Origin of the sequence: Kitasatospora sp. YST-16 (assembly GCF_026802215.1) — a bacterium.
Classification (GTDB): domain Bacteria; phylum Actinomycetota; class Actinomycetes; order Streptomycetales; family Streptomycetaceae; genus Kitasatospora; species Kitasatospora cineracea.
On the sequence record NZ_CP113837.1, the window covers coordinates 619,741 to 634,322 of the forward strand.

The following is a 14,582-nucleotide window of genomic DNA, read 5'->3' on the forward strand; positions in this document are numbered from 1 at the left end:
CGTCCCGTTCCGGCGTCCCGGCAGCGGGACGCGCGTTGACACGCTACCGCCGGGGTGGCCGGGCGCGCCAGCAGGCGCTTTGTCCGACGGGTCGTCAACATCGAGCGGAACGACTGGTGTTCAGTTGTCACACCTATGGCTGTTCGCTCTACATACATTCATTCGATATGTGGTTTCAACACTCTGTTGACTGACGGGGCCATGACTATATCTTCTCCGCATGCAGCCGACCCGGCCGCACGCCCACCGGATTGAGGAGTCGTCATGCCCGCTTCCGGCACCACCCGGATGCTCCGCCGCGCCGCCACCGCGGCCGCCTCCGCCGCCCTGCTCGTCGGCGTCGTCGCCGCCGTCCCCGCCCAGGCCGCCAAGCCGGGCGAGCCCGCGAACTTCCACCCCGAGCGGGACTTCGCCGGCTCGACCGTCGCCGCCCACGAGGGCCGCGGCGACACAGCCCGCACCGCGAGCACCCTCGCAGCACTGGCCGTCACCCAGACCAAGGGCATGGACGTGTCCAGCTACCAGGGCAACGTCGCCTGGAGCACCGCGTACGCCAACGGCGGCCGGTTCGCCTACGTCAAGGCCACCGAGGGCACCAGCTACACCAACGCGTACTTCGCCCAGCAGTACAACGGCTCCTACAACGCCGGGATGATCCGCGGCGCCTACCACTTCGCGCTGCCGAACGTCTCCAGCGGCGCCACCCAGGCCGCCTACTTCGTCGCGCACGGCGGCGGCTGGTCCAAGGACGGCAAGACCCTGCCGCCCGCCCTGGACATCGAGTACAACCCGTACGGCGCCACCTGCTACGGCCTGAGCCAGGCCGGGATGGTCAGCTGGATCCGCGACTTCTCCAACACCGTGCACACCAAGACCGGCCGCTACCCGACGATCTACACCACCACCGACTGGTGGACCACCTGCACCGGCAACAACTCCTCCTTCGGCGCCACCAACCCGCTCTGGATAGCCCGCTACTCCTCCAGCGTCGGCACCCTCCCGGCCGGCTGGTCCTACCAGACCATCTGGCAGTACGCCGACGCCGGCACCCTGCCGGGCGACCAGAACTACTTCAACGGCGCGCTCGACCGGGTCCAGGCCCTCGCCAACGGCTGACCCCCTCCCCTGCCCGCCCCGCCTCCGCCCGCGGCCGGATCCGCCCCGCACCGGCCGCGGGCGGACGGGTCGCGGGCGGGGCGGGTCGCGGGCGGACGGGTCGTCAACTCCGGTGCAGCACCAGCAGGTCCATCCAGCTGACGGCCGGCTCGGTCGGCCGTTCGGCGGCGGCCCGGTGGAGGCGGGCCAGGCCGGCCTGCCAGGCGTCGTCGGGGAGAGCGCGCAGTTTGCTGTCGGCGTCGCGGCGCAGGCCGGCGGCGAAGGCGGCCAGGGTGGGGGCTGAGCGCTGCGGCAGGGAGCGCAGGGCGGTGCGGGTGAAGCCGGCCGCGGCGAAGGCGGTGGTGACCCGCTCCACGCTCGGGTAGTCGGCGATCCCGGCGGCGGTCTCCGGGAAGTACCGCACCCGCAGGTCGCGGTCGCAGCGCCCGGGGAAGGCGTTGCGGATCAGCACCGGCGCGCCGGGGCGCAGCGCGCGGTGCAGTTCCCGGGCGGCGGTGGCGAGGTCGCCGATGTGGTGGACCACCGAGCCCAGCCAGGCGGCGTCGGCGGCGGCGTCCGGCACGGGCAGCCGTTCGGCCCGGCCGTCCAGCACCGTGATGCCCTCGCCCGCGGGGATCAACTCCCGCATGGCGGGGGCGGGTTCGACGGCGATGACGTGGGCGCCGTACCAGTCGCGGAACGCGGTGGCGAAGGCGCCGGTGCCCGCGCCGACGTCGAGGACGGTGGCGCCGGGACGCAGCGGGGCGTGCTCGGCGATCGCCTCCCGCCAGGCGGTCAGGCCCTCGCGGGGAATCTCCCGGGCCGCCCGGTAGTCGGCGGCGGTGCTGGCGTCGTACACGGTGTCGGCCACGGCCGGCGGTCTCCTCAGGTGAGTCGTTCCAGGACAGGGGTGAGCGGGGCGGGGTCGGCGTCCCCGAGGACGGCGAGGAACAGCCAGCCGCGCGGGGCGGCGAGCGTACCGGCGCTCCCCTCAGGTGAGTCGTTCCAGGACAGGGGTGAGCGGGGCGGGGTCGGCGTCCCCGAGGACGGCGAGGAACAGCCAGCCGCGCGGGGCGGCGAGCGTACCGGCGGCCAGCGGGAGCAGGCCGGGGCGGCCGGCGGTGGCCAGCAGCCGGGCCCGGTCGAGGGCGTCGACCAGCCGGTCGAACCAGTCGTCGCCGTCGACCGGGACGAGCCGCAACTCGAGCCGGGCGTCCAGTCGTTGGGCGATCGTGCCGGGCGAGAGCCGGGCATTGACCTCCAGCACCGGGACGAGCGTGCCGTCGGCGGTGGTCATCGAGTCCACCGCCAGCGGGCCCCGGTAGCCGGCCGCGGCGGCCGCGGCGGCCACCGATTCGGCGGTCTCCCGGTAGCCCGCGCGCTCCAGCCGGGCCAGCAGGTCGGCGCTCGGGCGGTCCGAACCCCGGTACGCGTGGCCGTCGTTGAGCACCTGCCGGATGCCGTGCCAGTGGACCCGGCCGTCCGGGCCGACGGTGAGGTGGGCGGCGAAGTCCTCGGCGGGGCGGTGCAGTTGCTGGACGATCAGTTCGATCCGGGCGCCGCGCCGCTCGACCTCGCGGGTCAGGTGCCGTTCCAGGAAGGCGAGTCGTTCGGGCGACTCCAGCACCAGGTTGCCCTGCCCGGAGACCCCGTACGGGTCCTTGACCACGCACGGGCCGGTCTCCTCGACGGCGGCCCGCAGGTCGGCGAGGCCGGTGACGACCCGGCCGGAGCCGGGGTGTCCGAGCCGGGTCGTCCAGGTCTTGGAGTTGACCAGCCGGACCGCCTCCAGCGACGGGGCCGTCCCGGCCAGCCCCTGTCGGGCCAGCGCCTCGGCCGTCCCGTCCAGCACCGCGTACGGCGCGGCCGCCATCCCGGCCAGGCCGGGGACGGGGTGCGCGGCGAGCCGCCGCTCGACCGGCTCCGCCGGGTCGCCGGGGACGGCGAGGTGACGGGCGCCGAAACCGGCGGTACGCATCAACTCGGTGAAGGCGGACGGTGGTTGACGGTTCATCAGCAGGGTGTCGCCGGGGGCGCAGAGCACTGCCTGGAGCTGGTCCATCTCTCGGGTCAGCCGCTCGCTGTGCGGGTTGCGCAGCGCGGGCAGGGTGGCCAGGTCGGCGGGCCGCCAGCGGGCCTCGGCGTCGCAACTGCCGAACCGGACGGTGCCGGTGACCGCTGCGGTGCCGGTGACCGCGGCGGTACCGCTCACGCGGCGCCGCCGGGTGCGGCCGGGGCGAGGAAGCGCTCCTCGATCCGCTCCAGCGTCCGGAAGTCGTCGACGGTGACCTCGGCGAGGTCGATCGGGCGGCCGGAGACGCTCTCCAGCAGGTAGATGAACTCCAGGAAGTCCAGCGAGTCGATCAGCCGCCCCTCGATGAGGTCCTCGGCGGGCGCGACCTCCCGTCCGAGCGCGGGGTTCTTGCCCTGGATCCAGTCGGCGATCTGCTGCATGGGGGTGGCTCCTTGAAGAGGGGGCGTTCAGGGGGTGGGGGAGGTCAGGGCCGCGGTGACGGCGACGGCCCAATCGCCCTCGTGGGTGATGCTGAGGGTCCAGTGGGTGAGGTGCTGGGCGCGCAGCCGGTGCAGGGCGGCGGCGCGCGGGTGGACGGTGGGGGCGCCGCCGGGGGCGCGGAGCACTTCGATGTCCCGCAGCGGGATCAACTCCCGTTCGGGGGTGAGGAGTTTGAGGAACGCCTCCTTGGCGGCGAGTCGTCCGGCGAGGGTGGCGTCGGGGGTGCCGGTGGCGGCGGCGAGCTGTTCGCGCTCGCGGGGGGTGAACTGGTCGGCGAGCCAGCGTTCGCCGTGCCGCCGGGCCAGGTCGGCGGCCCGGGGGACGTGCACCAGGTCGACGCCGACCCGCACCCGGGGGTCGGCCCCGGCAGGGGCGTCGCCGAGCATCCGGTGCAGGGCCGCCCGCAGGGTGTCCGCACCGGCCTCCGACCCGCTCACCGGCCCGCCCACCGGCCCGCTCACCGGCCCGCCCTCCGGCCCGGTCACCGGGCTCCGGCCGGCGTCCGGACGTCCTCCGGCAGCCGGGCATCGGCCAGCGCCCGGGCGTACTGCTCGCGCAGCCGGGCGAGGACCGCGGCCACCGGTTCGACGCCGGTGATCGCGCCGACGCCGAGCCCGGCGTAGCGGGCCATCTCGCCGACCCGGCCCTCGGCCTCCACGGTGGGGGCGGCGGCGGAGCCGCGCGGGACGGGGCGCCGGGTGCCCATCACGGTGGTCCAGGCGATCAGTGCGGAGGGCAGCGGCGCGGGCGCGTCGGTGACGGCGCTGCGCAGCACCCGGTGGGTGCGGCCGGGCCAGCCGATCGAGAAGCGGTCGGTGACGACGGTGTCGGCGGGGTCGGCGGCGACCAGGTCGCGCCGGTAGTCGGGGTGGGCGGCGGATTCGGCGGTGGCGACGAACAGCGTGCCGCACATCGCCCCGTGCGCCCCGGCGGCCAGCACCCGCAGCAGGTCGGCGCCGGTGCCGACGGCCCCGGCGGCGAGCACCGGCAGGTCGAAGTCGGGGTCGGCGCGCAGTTCGGCGAGCAGTTCGGCGAGCGGCTGCCCGCCGAGGTGGTGGCCGCCGGCCTCGGTGCCCTGGACGGTGACGGCGTGCGCGCCGAGCGCGGCGGCGGTGCGGGCGTCGCGGTGGCTGCCGGTCTGGATCAGCAGCCGGTGCCCGGCGGCCCGGACCCGTGCGGCGAAGGGCTGCGGCGGCAGGCCGTAGCTGTTGACGGTGAGCTGCCGGTCGGCCCGTTCCAGGACGGCGTCGAGCTGCTGGTCGAGCAGCCGGTCGGCGACCTCGGGGATGACGTTGACGCCGAAGGTGCGGGTGGTGCGGGCGGCGGTCTGCTCGACCAGGGCGGCGGCCAGGGCCCGGTCGCTCTTGTAGAGGGCGACGGTGCCGAGCGCCCCGGCGTCGCTGACGGCGGCGGCCAGGGCGGGCCCGGCGATGCCGCCCATCCCGGCCTGGACCAGCGGGAGTTCGACGCCGAGCGCGGCCGCGCCCACCGCGGCGGCCGCAGCACCCGCAGCGGCGTCAGCGGCGCGCATCGCGCACCTCGCGGACCCGGTCGAGCGCGGCCCCGGCGCTGCCGTGGGTGAGGATCGCGGCGTGCACCCAGCGTTCGGCGCCGAACGCGGTGCAGCCGCTGTGCGCGGCCTGGCCGGCGGAGGTGATGCCGAGGCGGTCGCCGAAGAAGTTGCGGTGCCGGTTGACGGAGGCGATGGCGGTGCCGTCGGCGGCCAGGAACTCGTACTTGACCGGGTCGAGGGCCATCAGCTTGGCGCGCGAGCCGGTGCGGTCGTAGAACGGGTCGTTGGCGGGCTGGTAGTCGAGGGCGATGCCGAGGGCGGCGGCCAGGTCGAGGACGAACTCCTTGGAGCGGGCGAGGTGGTCGCGCACGCCGTCGGGGGTGCCGAGGTAGAGGACCTCGCGCATGTGGAAGCCCCACAGGCGGCGCAGCCCGTCGTAGTGGTCCTCGTTGCGGAAGCAGCGGCCGATGGCGGTGACCCGCTGCCCGTCGCCGACCTCGGCGCCGGCCAGCGAGAGCAGCAGGCCGTAGCAGGTGGCGGAGGGCAGCAGGTAGCCGGTGGGGTGGACGTCCTGCTCGGCGGGGTCCTGGCCGGCGGCGAGGGCGTCCAGGGTGTCGCCCCGGTACCGGGCGGCGGCGACGCCCAGGTGCGGGAAGTTGCGGAAGTAGTCGAGCTTGGCGAGTCCTTCGGCGGGCAGCAGCGGCGGGCCGATCACGGCGGGGGCGTGCAGCTGCTCGGCGAGGCCGGTGAACAGGGTGTCGAGTTCGGTCAGCAGCGCGGCGCGGGTCGGGTCGAGGACGACCAGGCCGGGGCCGGGTTCGCGCAGCGGGGGCAGGTCGGCGGTCCGGGTGCTCATGCGGTTCCCCTCAATGGGCTTGCTGGACTTACCGGGCAATGGAGTTGACGTTCCGTCAGGCGGCGTCGAGCACGCCGATGCGGCGGTAGAACGCGGTGGTGCGGGCGGTGATGGCGGCGTGCGCGGCCTGCCGGGCGGGGTCGGCGATGACGCGGGCGCGGAAGGCCAGCGGGTCGGGGATGCCGGCGTCGCGGTAGGCGTCGACGCTGTAGAGCTGCTGGATGGACGACTGGAGGTACTTCTCGACGTACTGCCGGCCGTGCGCGGTCTCCCGCTCGTCGCCGACCTCGACCAGGCGCTGCCACAGGGCGCGCACCAGTTGGGCGCCGAACGCGATGTGCCGGGACTCGTCCTGGTGGTGGACCCGGTTGATGGCGCGGATGGTGTCGGGCAGCGCGGGGTCGGCGGCCATCTTGCTGTTGAAGTGGTCGACGATCTGCTCGAAGATCAGGATCCGGCTGAACACCACGAAGTTGTCGAGCCGCGCGGAGTGCTTCTCGCCGGGGAAGGCCATCGACCGGTCGGGGAACAGCCGGCCGCCGTAGCGCAGGCAGAACTCGGCGAAGAACCACATGTGTTCGTTCTCCTCGCCGAGGAAGTGGTGGAAGAACGGGGTGGGGATCTCGTAGCCGGGGGCGTGGATGCGCCGGACGACCTCCTGCATCAGTTCGCGGATGCCGTGCACGTTGAGGCTGTAGAAGTTGATGCTCTCCCACTTGGACAGCGCCAGGTACTGCTCGCGGCTCAACTCGGCCGCGGCGGCGGTGCCGTGGACGGTGAGCAGGTCCTCGCTCATCCACAGCGCGCCCTCGGGGATGCGCTCGGGCCACTCGAAGGTCTGGTACGGGTTGTAGTACTCGTTCTCGGCGGCGGCGGTCAGCCGGGTGACGGCGGCGGCGACCTCCTCGTCCCAGACGGGCGCGTCGGCGGCGGTGGCGGTGCTCATGCGGGGTCCTCCTCGTGCGGGGGGGGAAGCAGTTCAGCGGTTCGTGCAGGGGGACGGTTCAGCAGTTGGTACGGGGGAGGTCGGCTCAGCGGTCGAAGGTGACGGCGGCGAGCTCGACGGGCTCGGCGGCGCCGGCCACCAGCAGGGTCTCGAAGGCGCGCAGCACCCGTTCGACGTCCTGGCGGGGGACGAGTTCGGTGTCGGCCATCAGGTACAGCAGGGCGGTGTCGGGCGCGTAGGTGGTGTGGACGAAGAACAGCGCGTCCTGCCGTTCCCAGGAGCCGACGTGGAAGATCCGGGTCTTCTCGGTGAGCGGCGCCAGGCCCTCGGGGGTGGCGGGGACGTCCGGCAGGTTCTCCCAACGGTCGTGCATCCGCTTGTCGTTGAAGAAGTGGCCGAGTTGCAGCACGCCGCCGTTGCGCTCCTTGGCGGCGTCCAGCACCTCGTCGACGGCGATCGGGTCGTAGTGGGCGTGCCGGTAGGCGTTCATGCCGGCCAGGAAGGCGCGCTTGACGGCCTGGTCGAAGGTGCCGGTGCCGACGTCGAGCGAGAACAGGGCGTTCTCGGCCATCGCGGCGACCAGCCGGCGGGTCCGCTCGTCGTGCCGGTTGACGGCGATCAGCTGCAGCGGGACGACGGGGTGGCCGGTCCAGGCGCCGAGCACCGCGGCGGTGGCGGCGAGCAGCACGGTGCCGGTGGAGACCTGGCAGCGTTCGGCGATCGCGGTGGCGGCGACGGCGGCGGCCGGGGAGTCCATGCCGAGCCGGACGAAGCGCTCGGGGCGGCCCCGGTCGTCGACCGGCGGGAACAGCGCGGGCGGGGTCTTCTCCAGGGTGCGCCGCCAGTGCTCGACGGCGGCGGCGCCGCGCCGGGCGCCCTCCCCCTCGCTCTCGTACCCGGCCTGGTCGAGCGGCTGCCAGTCGGGGGCGGGCCCCGGCTCTCCGGCGAGCAACTCCCTTAGGTCCTGCTCCAGTTGGCGCACCGCCCAGAAGTCCACGCCGAGGTGGGAGAAGACCAGCACCAGGTGGGCGGGCCGGCCGCCGTCGCGCACCAGGGCGCAGCGGAACGGGATCTCCTCGGTGTGCCGGAAGGTGCGGGCGACCAGTTCGTCGCCGATCCGGGCGGCGGTGTCGGCGGCGGTGCCGGGTGCGGCGTCGACCACGGCGTAGCGCAGGGTGCCGGTGTCGGTGACGTGCTGGCGCCAGCCGTCGGCGCCCTCGTGGAAGGTGGTGCGCAGCGCCTCGTGCCGTTCCAGCAGCGCGGCGAGCGCCGCGTCCACCTGCAACTCGTCGGTGCCGTCCGTCAGTTGGGCGGTCCGGCGGATGTTGAAGTAGTGGGCGCCGTCGTCCAGCCAGCGGATGGACTTCCAGATCGCGCGCTGGCCCCAGGTCATGGGCGCGGTGCCGGTCCGGGCACCGCGGTAGGTCACCGTACGGGTGTCAACGCTCTCCACAGCAGCGGGTTCCTCTCCGGTACGCGCCGGTGGGACGGCGCGCGGACGAGGGCCGTCGGCGGGGAAGGAGGCGACGGCCGGGCGGAAACGGGGCGTGCGACCGGGGGAACGCGTCCCGGCCCGCCGGCCTGATGGGCACGGCGACGCAACGGAACAGCTCTCCCCGGCAGCGGGCCTGCCGCAGCCCGGGAACGTGCGCCAACCCCCGTCGAGCGCACTGCGAACGAGCAACCGGCGGTGTCCGGCCGGACTCGATCCGGACAGGACGCTAGCCGGGAAGTCGATCAAATGTCTAGACCAAGTGGAAGAGTTCCGAACGCTTCCACCCCACACCGCAACCAACGGTGAATGGCCGTCAGGTGAATTCTTGACGGATTTGACGGCCCTGCAGCAGACTCTGGGGCTCGTGCCTCCCGGCGACATCGACGTCCCGGCTGCCGGGCACCCTCCCGCGTTCCCGCCCCTCCCGCGTTCCCGACGCCGCGCCGCCCGTCCGCCCCGCGGCGCGCCGGGCGCACCACGTCCGTTCGACGAGACCCACCGAAACCCGGAGGCACCCGCCCGTGCCCTCTTCCGCTCCCCCACCCACGCCCGCCGCCACGCCGCCCGGCCTGCCGGAACGGCTGCGCCGGCGCGTCCGGCACCGGCTGGCCGCCGCCCGGCTGCTGCGCCTGCTGCACCCGGCCCTGCTGGCCGGGGCGAGCGCGCTGCACCTGGCCGTCGGCCTACTGCCGATCGGCTTCATCGCCGCCACCAGCCACCTGATCGCCGCCCTGCCCGCCGCCCGTACCGGCGGCGGCGGGCCGACCGCCGCGCTGCTGATCGCCGCCGCCGCGTTCGTCCTCCAGCAGGCACTCGCCCCGTTCCAGGCGCTGGCCGGCGAGCTGGTGGCCCGCCGGGTCGACGGCGCCCGGATCGCCGACCTGATGGCCTGCGCGCTGGACGGCCTGGACAGCGCCGACCTGGAGGAGCAGGACGTCCTCGACCTGCTCGCCGAGGCCCGCGGCGGCTTCGACCGCCTCTCGCCCACCCCCGGCGAGGCCGCCGCCGGCACCCTGGCCCTGCTCGCCCGCTACGCCCAACTACTGGGCGCGGCAACCGTGGTGGGCATCGCCCTGGGCTGGCTCCCGGCCCTGCTGGTGACCGCCGCCGCGCTGGTCATCCGGGCCGGGCAGCGCGGCGCGCTGAGCCGCTTCGGCGCGGCCCGCGCCACCATGACCGGCCGCCGCCGACGCCTGGCCTACCTGCGCAAGGCCGCCACCGGCACCGGCATCGCCAAGGAGGCCCGGATGCTCGGCCTGGTCCCCTGGCTGCGCGAACGGCACACCGCCGAGGCCCGCCGCTACCTCGAACCGCTCTGGGCCACCCGCCGCCGCCTGCTGTTCCGCCCCTTCCTCGGCCTGGCCGCGGTCGGCCTGCTCGGCGGCGGCGCCGCCCTCACCCTGCTCGCCCGCGGCGGCGCCGCCCACACCCTGACGCTGCTCCAGCTCTCCGCCGCCCTGCAGGCCGTGCTGGTGCCGATGCGGTTCGGCGTGTTCTTCCCCGAGAGCGACATGCAGACCCTGTACGGGCTCACCGCCGAGGACGCCCTGCGCACCCTCGAACAGCGGCCCGTCGCTGAGGCCCTTCCGGCGGACGCGGCACCCGCCGACGCGGCGCCCGCGGAAGCGGCGCCCGCGGAAGCGGCGCCCGCCGGTGGAGCACCCGTCGACGCAGCGCCCGCCGAAACGGTGCCCGCCGACGCAGCGCCCGCCGGTGGAGCACCCGTCGACGCGGCGCCCGCCGACGCGGCACCCGCCGCCGGGACGATCCGGCTGGAGGACGTCTCCTTCCGCTACCGCCCCGACGGCCCCGACGTGCTGCACCACCTCGACCTCGAGCTGCCGCCCGGCCGCTCCACCGCCGTGGTCGGCCTGAACGGCGCGGGCAAGACCACCCTGGTGCGGCTGCTCGCCCGGCTGCGCGAACCCACCGCCGGACGGATCACCGTCGGCGGCACCAACCTGGCCCGCCGGCCGGTCGCCGACTGGCACCGGCGGATCGCGGTGATCTTCCAGGACTTCGCCCGCTACGAGCTCACCGCCGCCGAGAACATCGCCCTCGGCCGCCCCGCCCTGCTCACCGACCGGCCCGCGCTGCGGTCCGCCGCCGACCGGGCCGGCGTCCTCGACGTGCTCGACGCGCTGCCGAACGGCCTGGACACCGTGCTCAGTTCGCACTACCGGGGCGGCAGCGACCTGTCCGGCGGGCAGTGGCAGCGGGTTGCCCTGGCCCGCGCCATGCTGGCCCTCGCCGACGGCGCCTCGCTGCTCGTCCTGGACGAGCCCACCGCCCAGCTCGACGTCCGCGCCGAGGCCGCGTTCTTCGACCGCTTCCTCGAAATCACCCGCGGCGTCACCAGCGTCATCATCGCGCACCGCTTCTCCAGCGTCCGGCGCGCCGACCACATCGTCGTCCTCGCCGACGGCCGGGTCGCCGAGTCCGGCACCCACGACGAACTGCTGGCCCTGGACGGCGAGTACGCCCGCCTGTTCCGCGCCCAGGCCGAACGCTTCACCGCCGACGCCACGCCCGACCACACCACACCCGACGCCTCGACCGACCACGCCACGCCCGACCACGCCGCCGACCCCGCTGCCCTGGACGCCCCGCCCGCCGAGGAGGCCCTGCGGTGACCGACCTGATCCCGGCCCTGCGCCACCTGCTGACCCTCGCCTGGCGGTGCGACCCGCGCCGGCTGCTGCGGGCCGCCGCCATGGTCGCGGCCGGCTGCCTGGCCACCCCGCTGATCGCCCTGTGCCTGAAGGGCCTGACCACCGAGACGCTGGCCGGACACGGCGGCAGCGCGGTGCTGCTCGGCCTGGCCGCCGCCGCCCTGCTGGTGCTCGAACTGATGATGGGCCACTTCGCGCACCTGGCCTACTTCGAGCTCGGCGACCTCGGCGAGGTCGAACTGCAGAACCGGCTGGTCGCCCTCGCCCACGGCCGGCCCGGCCTGGAGGACCTGGACACCCCCCGGTTCGCCGACACCCTCGCGCTGGTCCGCGACGACCTGCCGCGGACCCGGGCCTCCCTCGAAGCGGCTCTGCAACTCGGCGGCCTGGCCGTCCAGTTGGGGCTGACGGCGGTCCTGCTCGGCCTGCTCGACCCGTGGCTGCTGCTGCTCCCGCTGCTGGGCGCCGTCCCGGTGCTGGCCGGCAACCGGGCCCAGCGGCTGCTGGACACCGCCAAGGAGTCCGCCGCCCCGCACCAGCGCCTGGGCCGCCACCTGCTGGACGTCGCCACCGGCCACGCCACCGCCAAGGAGGCCCGGCTGGCCGGCGCCGCACCCTTCCTGCTGGCCCGCCACCACCGCGAGTGGCAGGCCGGCACCCGCCTGCTCGGCCGCGCCCACACCCGCGCCGCCGCCCTGCGCGCGGGCGGGCAGCTCTGCTTCGCGCTCGGCTACGCCGCCGCGATCTGGCTGGTGGTCCGGCAGGCCCAGCACGGCGTCTCCCCGCTCGGCGACGTCATCCTGGTGATCACCCTGGCCGCCCAGCTCTCGCTCCAGGTCGGCACCGCGATCCAGCTGCTCACCGTCCTCCAGGACGCCGGCCGCACCGCCCACCGCCTGGACGCCCTGAAACCCCCAACAGCCCTCCACCCCAACAAATCTGACGCCGCGTCAACTCCGCTCCTCCTGACCCGCGGCATCCGGCTCGAACACGTCAGCTTCCAGTACCCGGGCAGCACCCGCCGCGTCCTGGACGACGTCACGCTCGACATCCCGGCCGGCACCGCGCTCGCCGTGGTCGGCGAGAACGGCGCCGGCAAGAGCACCCTGGTCAAACTGCTCTGCGGCCTCTACCGGCCGACCGGCGGGCGGATCCTGGTCGACGGCGTCGACCTGGCCGCCGCCGACCCGGCCGACTGGCAGCGCCGGACCGCCACCCTGTTCCAGGACTTCGCCCGCCTCGAACTGCGCCTGCGCGACAACACCGGCATCGGCGACCTCGACCGGATCGACGACGACGCGGCCCTGTCCGCCGCCCTGGACGCCGCCGAGGCCGCCCCGGTGGCCGCCGCCGTCCCCGGCGGGCTGGACGGCCTGATCGGGCGCAGCTACGGCGACGGCGTGGACCTGTCCGGCGGGCAGTGGCAGAAGCTCGGCCTGGCCCGGGCGCTGCTGCGCCGCGACCCGCTGCTGCTGGTCCTGGACGAGCCGGCCTCGGCGCTGGACGCGGCGGCCGAGCAGACCCTGTTCGAGCGGTTCGCCCGGCTGGTCGCCGACTCCCGGGCCCGGACCGGCGCGGTCAGCGTGCTGGTCTCGCACCGCTTCTCCACCGTCCGGATGGCCGATCTGATCCTGGTCCTGGAGCACGGCCGCCTGGTCCAGGCCGGCGGCCACCGGGAACTGCTCGACGCCGGCGGCCTGTACGCGGAGCTGTACCGCCTCCAGGCCCGGGTGTACGCCTGACCCCCTCCCCCGGGGCCGGGCGGGTCAGGCGGTGGGCAGCACCAGCGCCCAGGTGTCGACGGAGAAGTCGACCTCCATGCCGTGCTTGCGGTACAGCTCCGGGGCGCCGGTCGCGTTCTCGGTGTCGACGCCCAGGCCGACGGCCGCCCGGCCGTCGGCGGCGTGCACCGCGAAGAAGTGCCGCAGCAGGTAGCCGCCGAGGCCGCGCCCGCGTGCCTCGGGCAGCACGCCGATGTTGAACGCCCAGGCCAGGGTGGGAAGTCGGACGCCGGTGCGCAGCACGGCGACGTCGCCGTGGCCGTCGAGTTCGGCGACCCACACCCTGGTCCAGTCGACCGTGTCGGCGTTGATGTCGGCCAGCCACTGCTCGTAGCTGCGGGGCTTGAAGTCGTAGTGCTCGGCGAAGGTCTGCTGGTGCAGCCGGTGGGCGGTCCGGCGGTCCGCCTCCTGCGTGCAGTCGCGCAGCCGCACCCCGGCGGGGGGCTCGGGAAGCGGGTCGGTCTCCGGGGAGACGTCGCGCCGCAGGGCGTGGTGGCGGCGGGCCAGCCGCCAGCCGCGGTCCCGCATCGCCCCGGTGTCGGTGGTGGGCTCGGCGTTGAGCAGCAGGTGCAGCACGGCGCGGTCGGCGCCGTTGCGGCGGGCGAGCTCGACGGCCCGGGCCTCCATCAGGTCGAACAGGTGCAGTCCGCCCGCGAGTTGGTCCGGCAGCAGGTACTGGTCGAGGTCGATCCGCTCCCCGCCGGAGCGGTCCCGGACCAGCCCGTAGCCGACCAGTCTCCCGTCCGCGTCGTGCAGCAGCCAGGAGTCCTGCGCCAAGTCGACGCCCTCGCCGCGCAGTTCGGACTCCACCTCGTCGAGTTCGGTCTCCGCCCGCCCGATCTCGATCTCGTCCACCTGGTTCAGCAGCGCACAGACCGCCGCCGCGTCCTCGGCCACCGCGGGCCGCACCGCCATACCGTCCGGGAGTGCCATCGCCGCTCCCCCTCCTCCGTCGTCGATTCCTCCGGCAAACCCACCCTTTCTACCCGGCCGACCGGCCCTCCTTCACCGCTTTTTCGTTTCCTTTCCATGATCGGCCATCCTCCTTCCCGTCAATCCACCAGCTCGGCGTGGCCGTTGACGATGATTTCCAGGGTCCACCGGTCGCGGGCGGCCCCGGCCCGCCCGATCCCCGCCCGACCGGGGAAAATCCGTCGACGCCCCGTCAGGAGTCCGGGCACAATGCCCGCGATGACTGAGCGAACCGACACGCCTCCCTCCTGGGACGAGCGCACCCAGCTGACCACCTTCCTCGACTACGCCCGGGCCACCGCGCGGGCCAAGTGCGAGGGCCTCTCCCCCGAGGACGCCCGCCGTTCCCCCCTGCCCGGCTCCCCCCTGATGACCGCCTGCGGGCTGATCAGCCACCTGCGCTGGGTCGAGCACTTCTGGCTCCAGGTGGTCTTCCTCGGCGCCGAGGAAGAGGGCCCCCTGGTCCACGCCACCGACGAGGACCCCGACCCGGAGATGCGCACCGCGGTCGACTTCCCGCTCCCCCAGCTCCTCGAGGAGTACGAACAGCAGAACGCCGTCCACCGCCGGCTCGTCGCCGACCACCCCCTGGACACCCCCGCCAAGCAGTCCATCCGCGACGGCCGCCACCCCGACCTCCGCTGGATCCTCCTCCACCTCATCGAGGAGACCTCCCGCCACAACGGCCACCTCGACATCCTCCGCGAACTCCTCGACGGCCGCACCGGCTCCTGACC

The 14,582-nt window shown here is 74.7% G+C and carries 13 protein-coding genes; 4 read left to right on the plus strand and 9 right to left on the minus strand.

Annotated features, from left to right (window positions below; all coding sequences use genetic code 11):
* The first annotated feature begins 264 nt into the window (after positions 1-264).
* Positions 265-1,116 (plus strand): lysozyme, encoded by an 852-nt coding sequence (locus tag OU787_RS02820; RefSeq protein ID WP_030461693.1) that lies wholly within the window; start codon positions 265-267, stop codon positions 1,114-1,116.
* A gap of 103 nt (positions 1,117-1,219) precedes the next feature.
* Here OU787_RS02820 and OU787_RS02825 read toward each other — a convergent pair whose 3' ends face one another.
* The 8 genes from OU787_RS02825 to OU787_RS02860 form a co-directional block, all read right to left on the minus strand.
* A complete protein-coding gene (locus OU787_RS02825; protein WP_268658431.1) occupies positions 1,220-1,966 on the minus strand; it encodes a class I SAM-dependent methyltransferase in 747 nt (248 codons plus the stop codon).
* A 120-nt stretch (positions 1,967-2,086) separates the two neighbouring features.
* On the minus strand, positions 2,087-3,307 hold the full coding sequence (locus OU787_RS02830; protein ID WP_268658432.1) for a hypothetical protein: 1,221 nt from the start codon (positions 3,305-3,307) through the stop codon (positions 2,087-2,089).
* Positions 3,304-3,549 carry a hypothetical protein gene (locus tag OU787_RS02835; protein ID WP_030461690.1) on the minus strand — a complete coding sequence of 82 codons (246 nt, stop codon included), beginning with the start codon at positions 3,547-3,549 and terminating at the stop codon, positions 3,304-3,306. Before OU787_RS02835 ends, OU787_RS02830 begins: the two co-directional genes overlap by 4 nt.
* Before the next feature lie 27 nt (positions 3,550-3,576).
* The gene (locus tag OU787_RS02840) at positions 3,577-4,071 is read right to left on the minus strand and encodes a holo-ACP synthase (RefSeq protein ID WP_268658433.1); all 495 of its coding nucleotides are present in this window, start codon (positions 4,069-4,071) and stop codon (positions 3,577-3,579) included.
* Positions 4,072-4,091: 20 nt separating this feature from the next.
* On the minus strand, positions 4,092-5,141 hold the full coding sequence (locus OU787_RS02845) for an NAD(P)H-dependent flavin oxidoreductase (RefSeq protein WP_268658434.1): 1,050 nt from the start codon (positions 5,139-5,141) through the stop codon (positions 4,092-4,094).
* Positions 5,128-5,979: a hypothetical protein gene (locus tag OU787_RS02850; RefSeq protein WP_268658435.1), complete on the minus strand. Its 852-nt coding sequence runs from the start codon at positions 5,977-5,979 to the stop codon at positions 5,128-5,130. Before OU787_RS02850 ends, OU787_RS02845 begins: the two co-directional genes overlap by 14 nt.
* 55 nt (positions 5,980-6,034) lie before the next feature.
* The gene (locus OU787_RS02855) at positions 6,035-6,925 is read right to left on the minus strand and encodes a diiron oxygenase (RefSeq protein ID WP_268658436.1); all 891 of its coding nucleotides are present in this window, start codon (positions 6,923-6,925) and stop codon (positions 6,035-6,037) included.
* Between the two features lie 85 nt (positions 6,926-7,010).
* Positions 7,011-8,354: a condensation domain-containing protein gene (locus tag OU787_RS02860; protein ID WP_268658437.1), complete on the minus strand. Its 1,344-nt coding sequence runs from the start codon at positions 8,352-8,354 to the stop codon at positions 7,011-7,013.
* Positions 8,355-8,941: 587 nt separating this feature from the next.
* Between OU787_RS02860 and OU787_RS02865 the strand changes: the two genes are divergently transcribed.
* Together OU787_RS02865 and OU787_RS02870 are read left to right on the plus strand one after the other, a co-directional pair.
* A complete protein-coding gene (locus OU787_RS02865; RefSeq protein WP_268658438.1) occupies positions 8,942-11,053 on the plus strand; it encodes an ATP-binding cassette domain-containing protein in 2,112 nt (703 codons plus the stop codon).
* Positions 11,050-12,834 carry an ATP-binding cassette domain-containing protein gene (locus OU787_RS02870; protein WP_268658439.1) on the plus strand — a complete coding sequence of 595 codons (1,785 nt, stop codon included), beginning with the start codon at positions 11,050-11,052 and terminating at the stop codon, positions 12,832-12,834. Before OU787_RS02865 ends, OU787_RS02870 begins: the two co-directional genes overlap by 4 nt.
* Before the next feature lie 24 nt (positions 12,835-12,858).
* On the opposite strand, the gene OU787_RS02875 is transcribed toward OU787_RS02870, so the two are convergent.
* Complete coding sequence (locus OU787_RS02875; protein WP_030461682.1) at positions 12,859-13,806, minus strand: GNAT family N-acetyltransferase; 948 nt, start codon at positions 13,804-13,806, stop codon at positions 12,859-12,861.
* A 258-nt stretch (positions 13,807-14,064) separates the two neighbouring features.
* Between OU787_RS02875 and OU787_RS02880 the strand changes: the two genes are divergently transcribed.
* Complete coding sequence (locus OU787_RS02880; protein ID WP_268658440.1) at positions 14,065-14,580, plus strand: DinB family protein; 516 nt, start codon at positions 14,065-14,067, stop codon at positions 14,578-14,580.
* The last annotated feature ends 2 nt before the right edge of the window (positions 14,581-14,582 follow it).

Bases quoted from the DNA above. Each gene is read 5' to 3' on its own strand.
- OU787_RS02820 (WP_030461693.1), top strand. From the start codon at position 265: ATGCCCGCTTCCGGCACCACCCGGATGCTCCGCCGCGCCGCCACCGCG.
- OU787_RS02835 (WP_030461690.1), bottom strand. From the start codon at position 3,549: ATGCAGCAGATCGCCGACTGGATCCAGGGCAAGAACCCCGCGCTCGGA.
- OU787_RS02845 (WP_268658434.1), bottom strand. From the start codon at position 5,141: ATGCGCGCCGCTGACGCCGCTGCGGGTGCTGCGGCCGCCGCGGTGGGC.
- OU787_RS02850 (WP_268658435.1), bottom strand. From the start codon at position 5,979: ATGAGCACCCGGACCGCCGACCTGCCCCCGCTGCGCGAACCCGGCCCC.
- OU787_RS02855 (WP_268658436.1), bottom strand. From the start codon at position 6,925: ATGAGCACCGCCACCGCCGCCGACGCGCCCGTCTGGGACGAGGAGGTC.
- OU787_RS02875 (WP_030461682.1), bottom strand. From the start codon at position 13,806: ATGGCACTCCCGGACGGTATGGCGGTGCGGCCCGCGGTGGCCGAGGAC.
- OU787_RS02880 (WP_268658440.1), top strand. From the start codon at position 14,065: ATGACTGAGCGAACCGACACGCCTCCCTCCTGGGACGAGCGCACCCAG.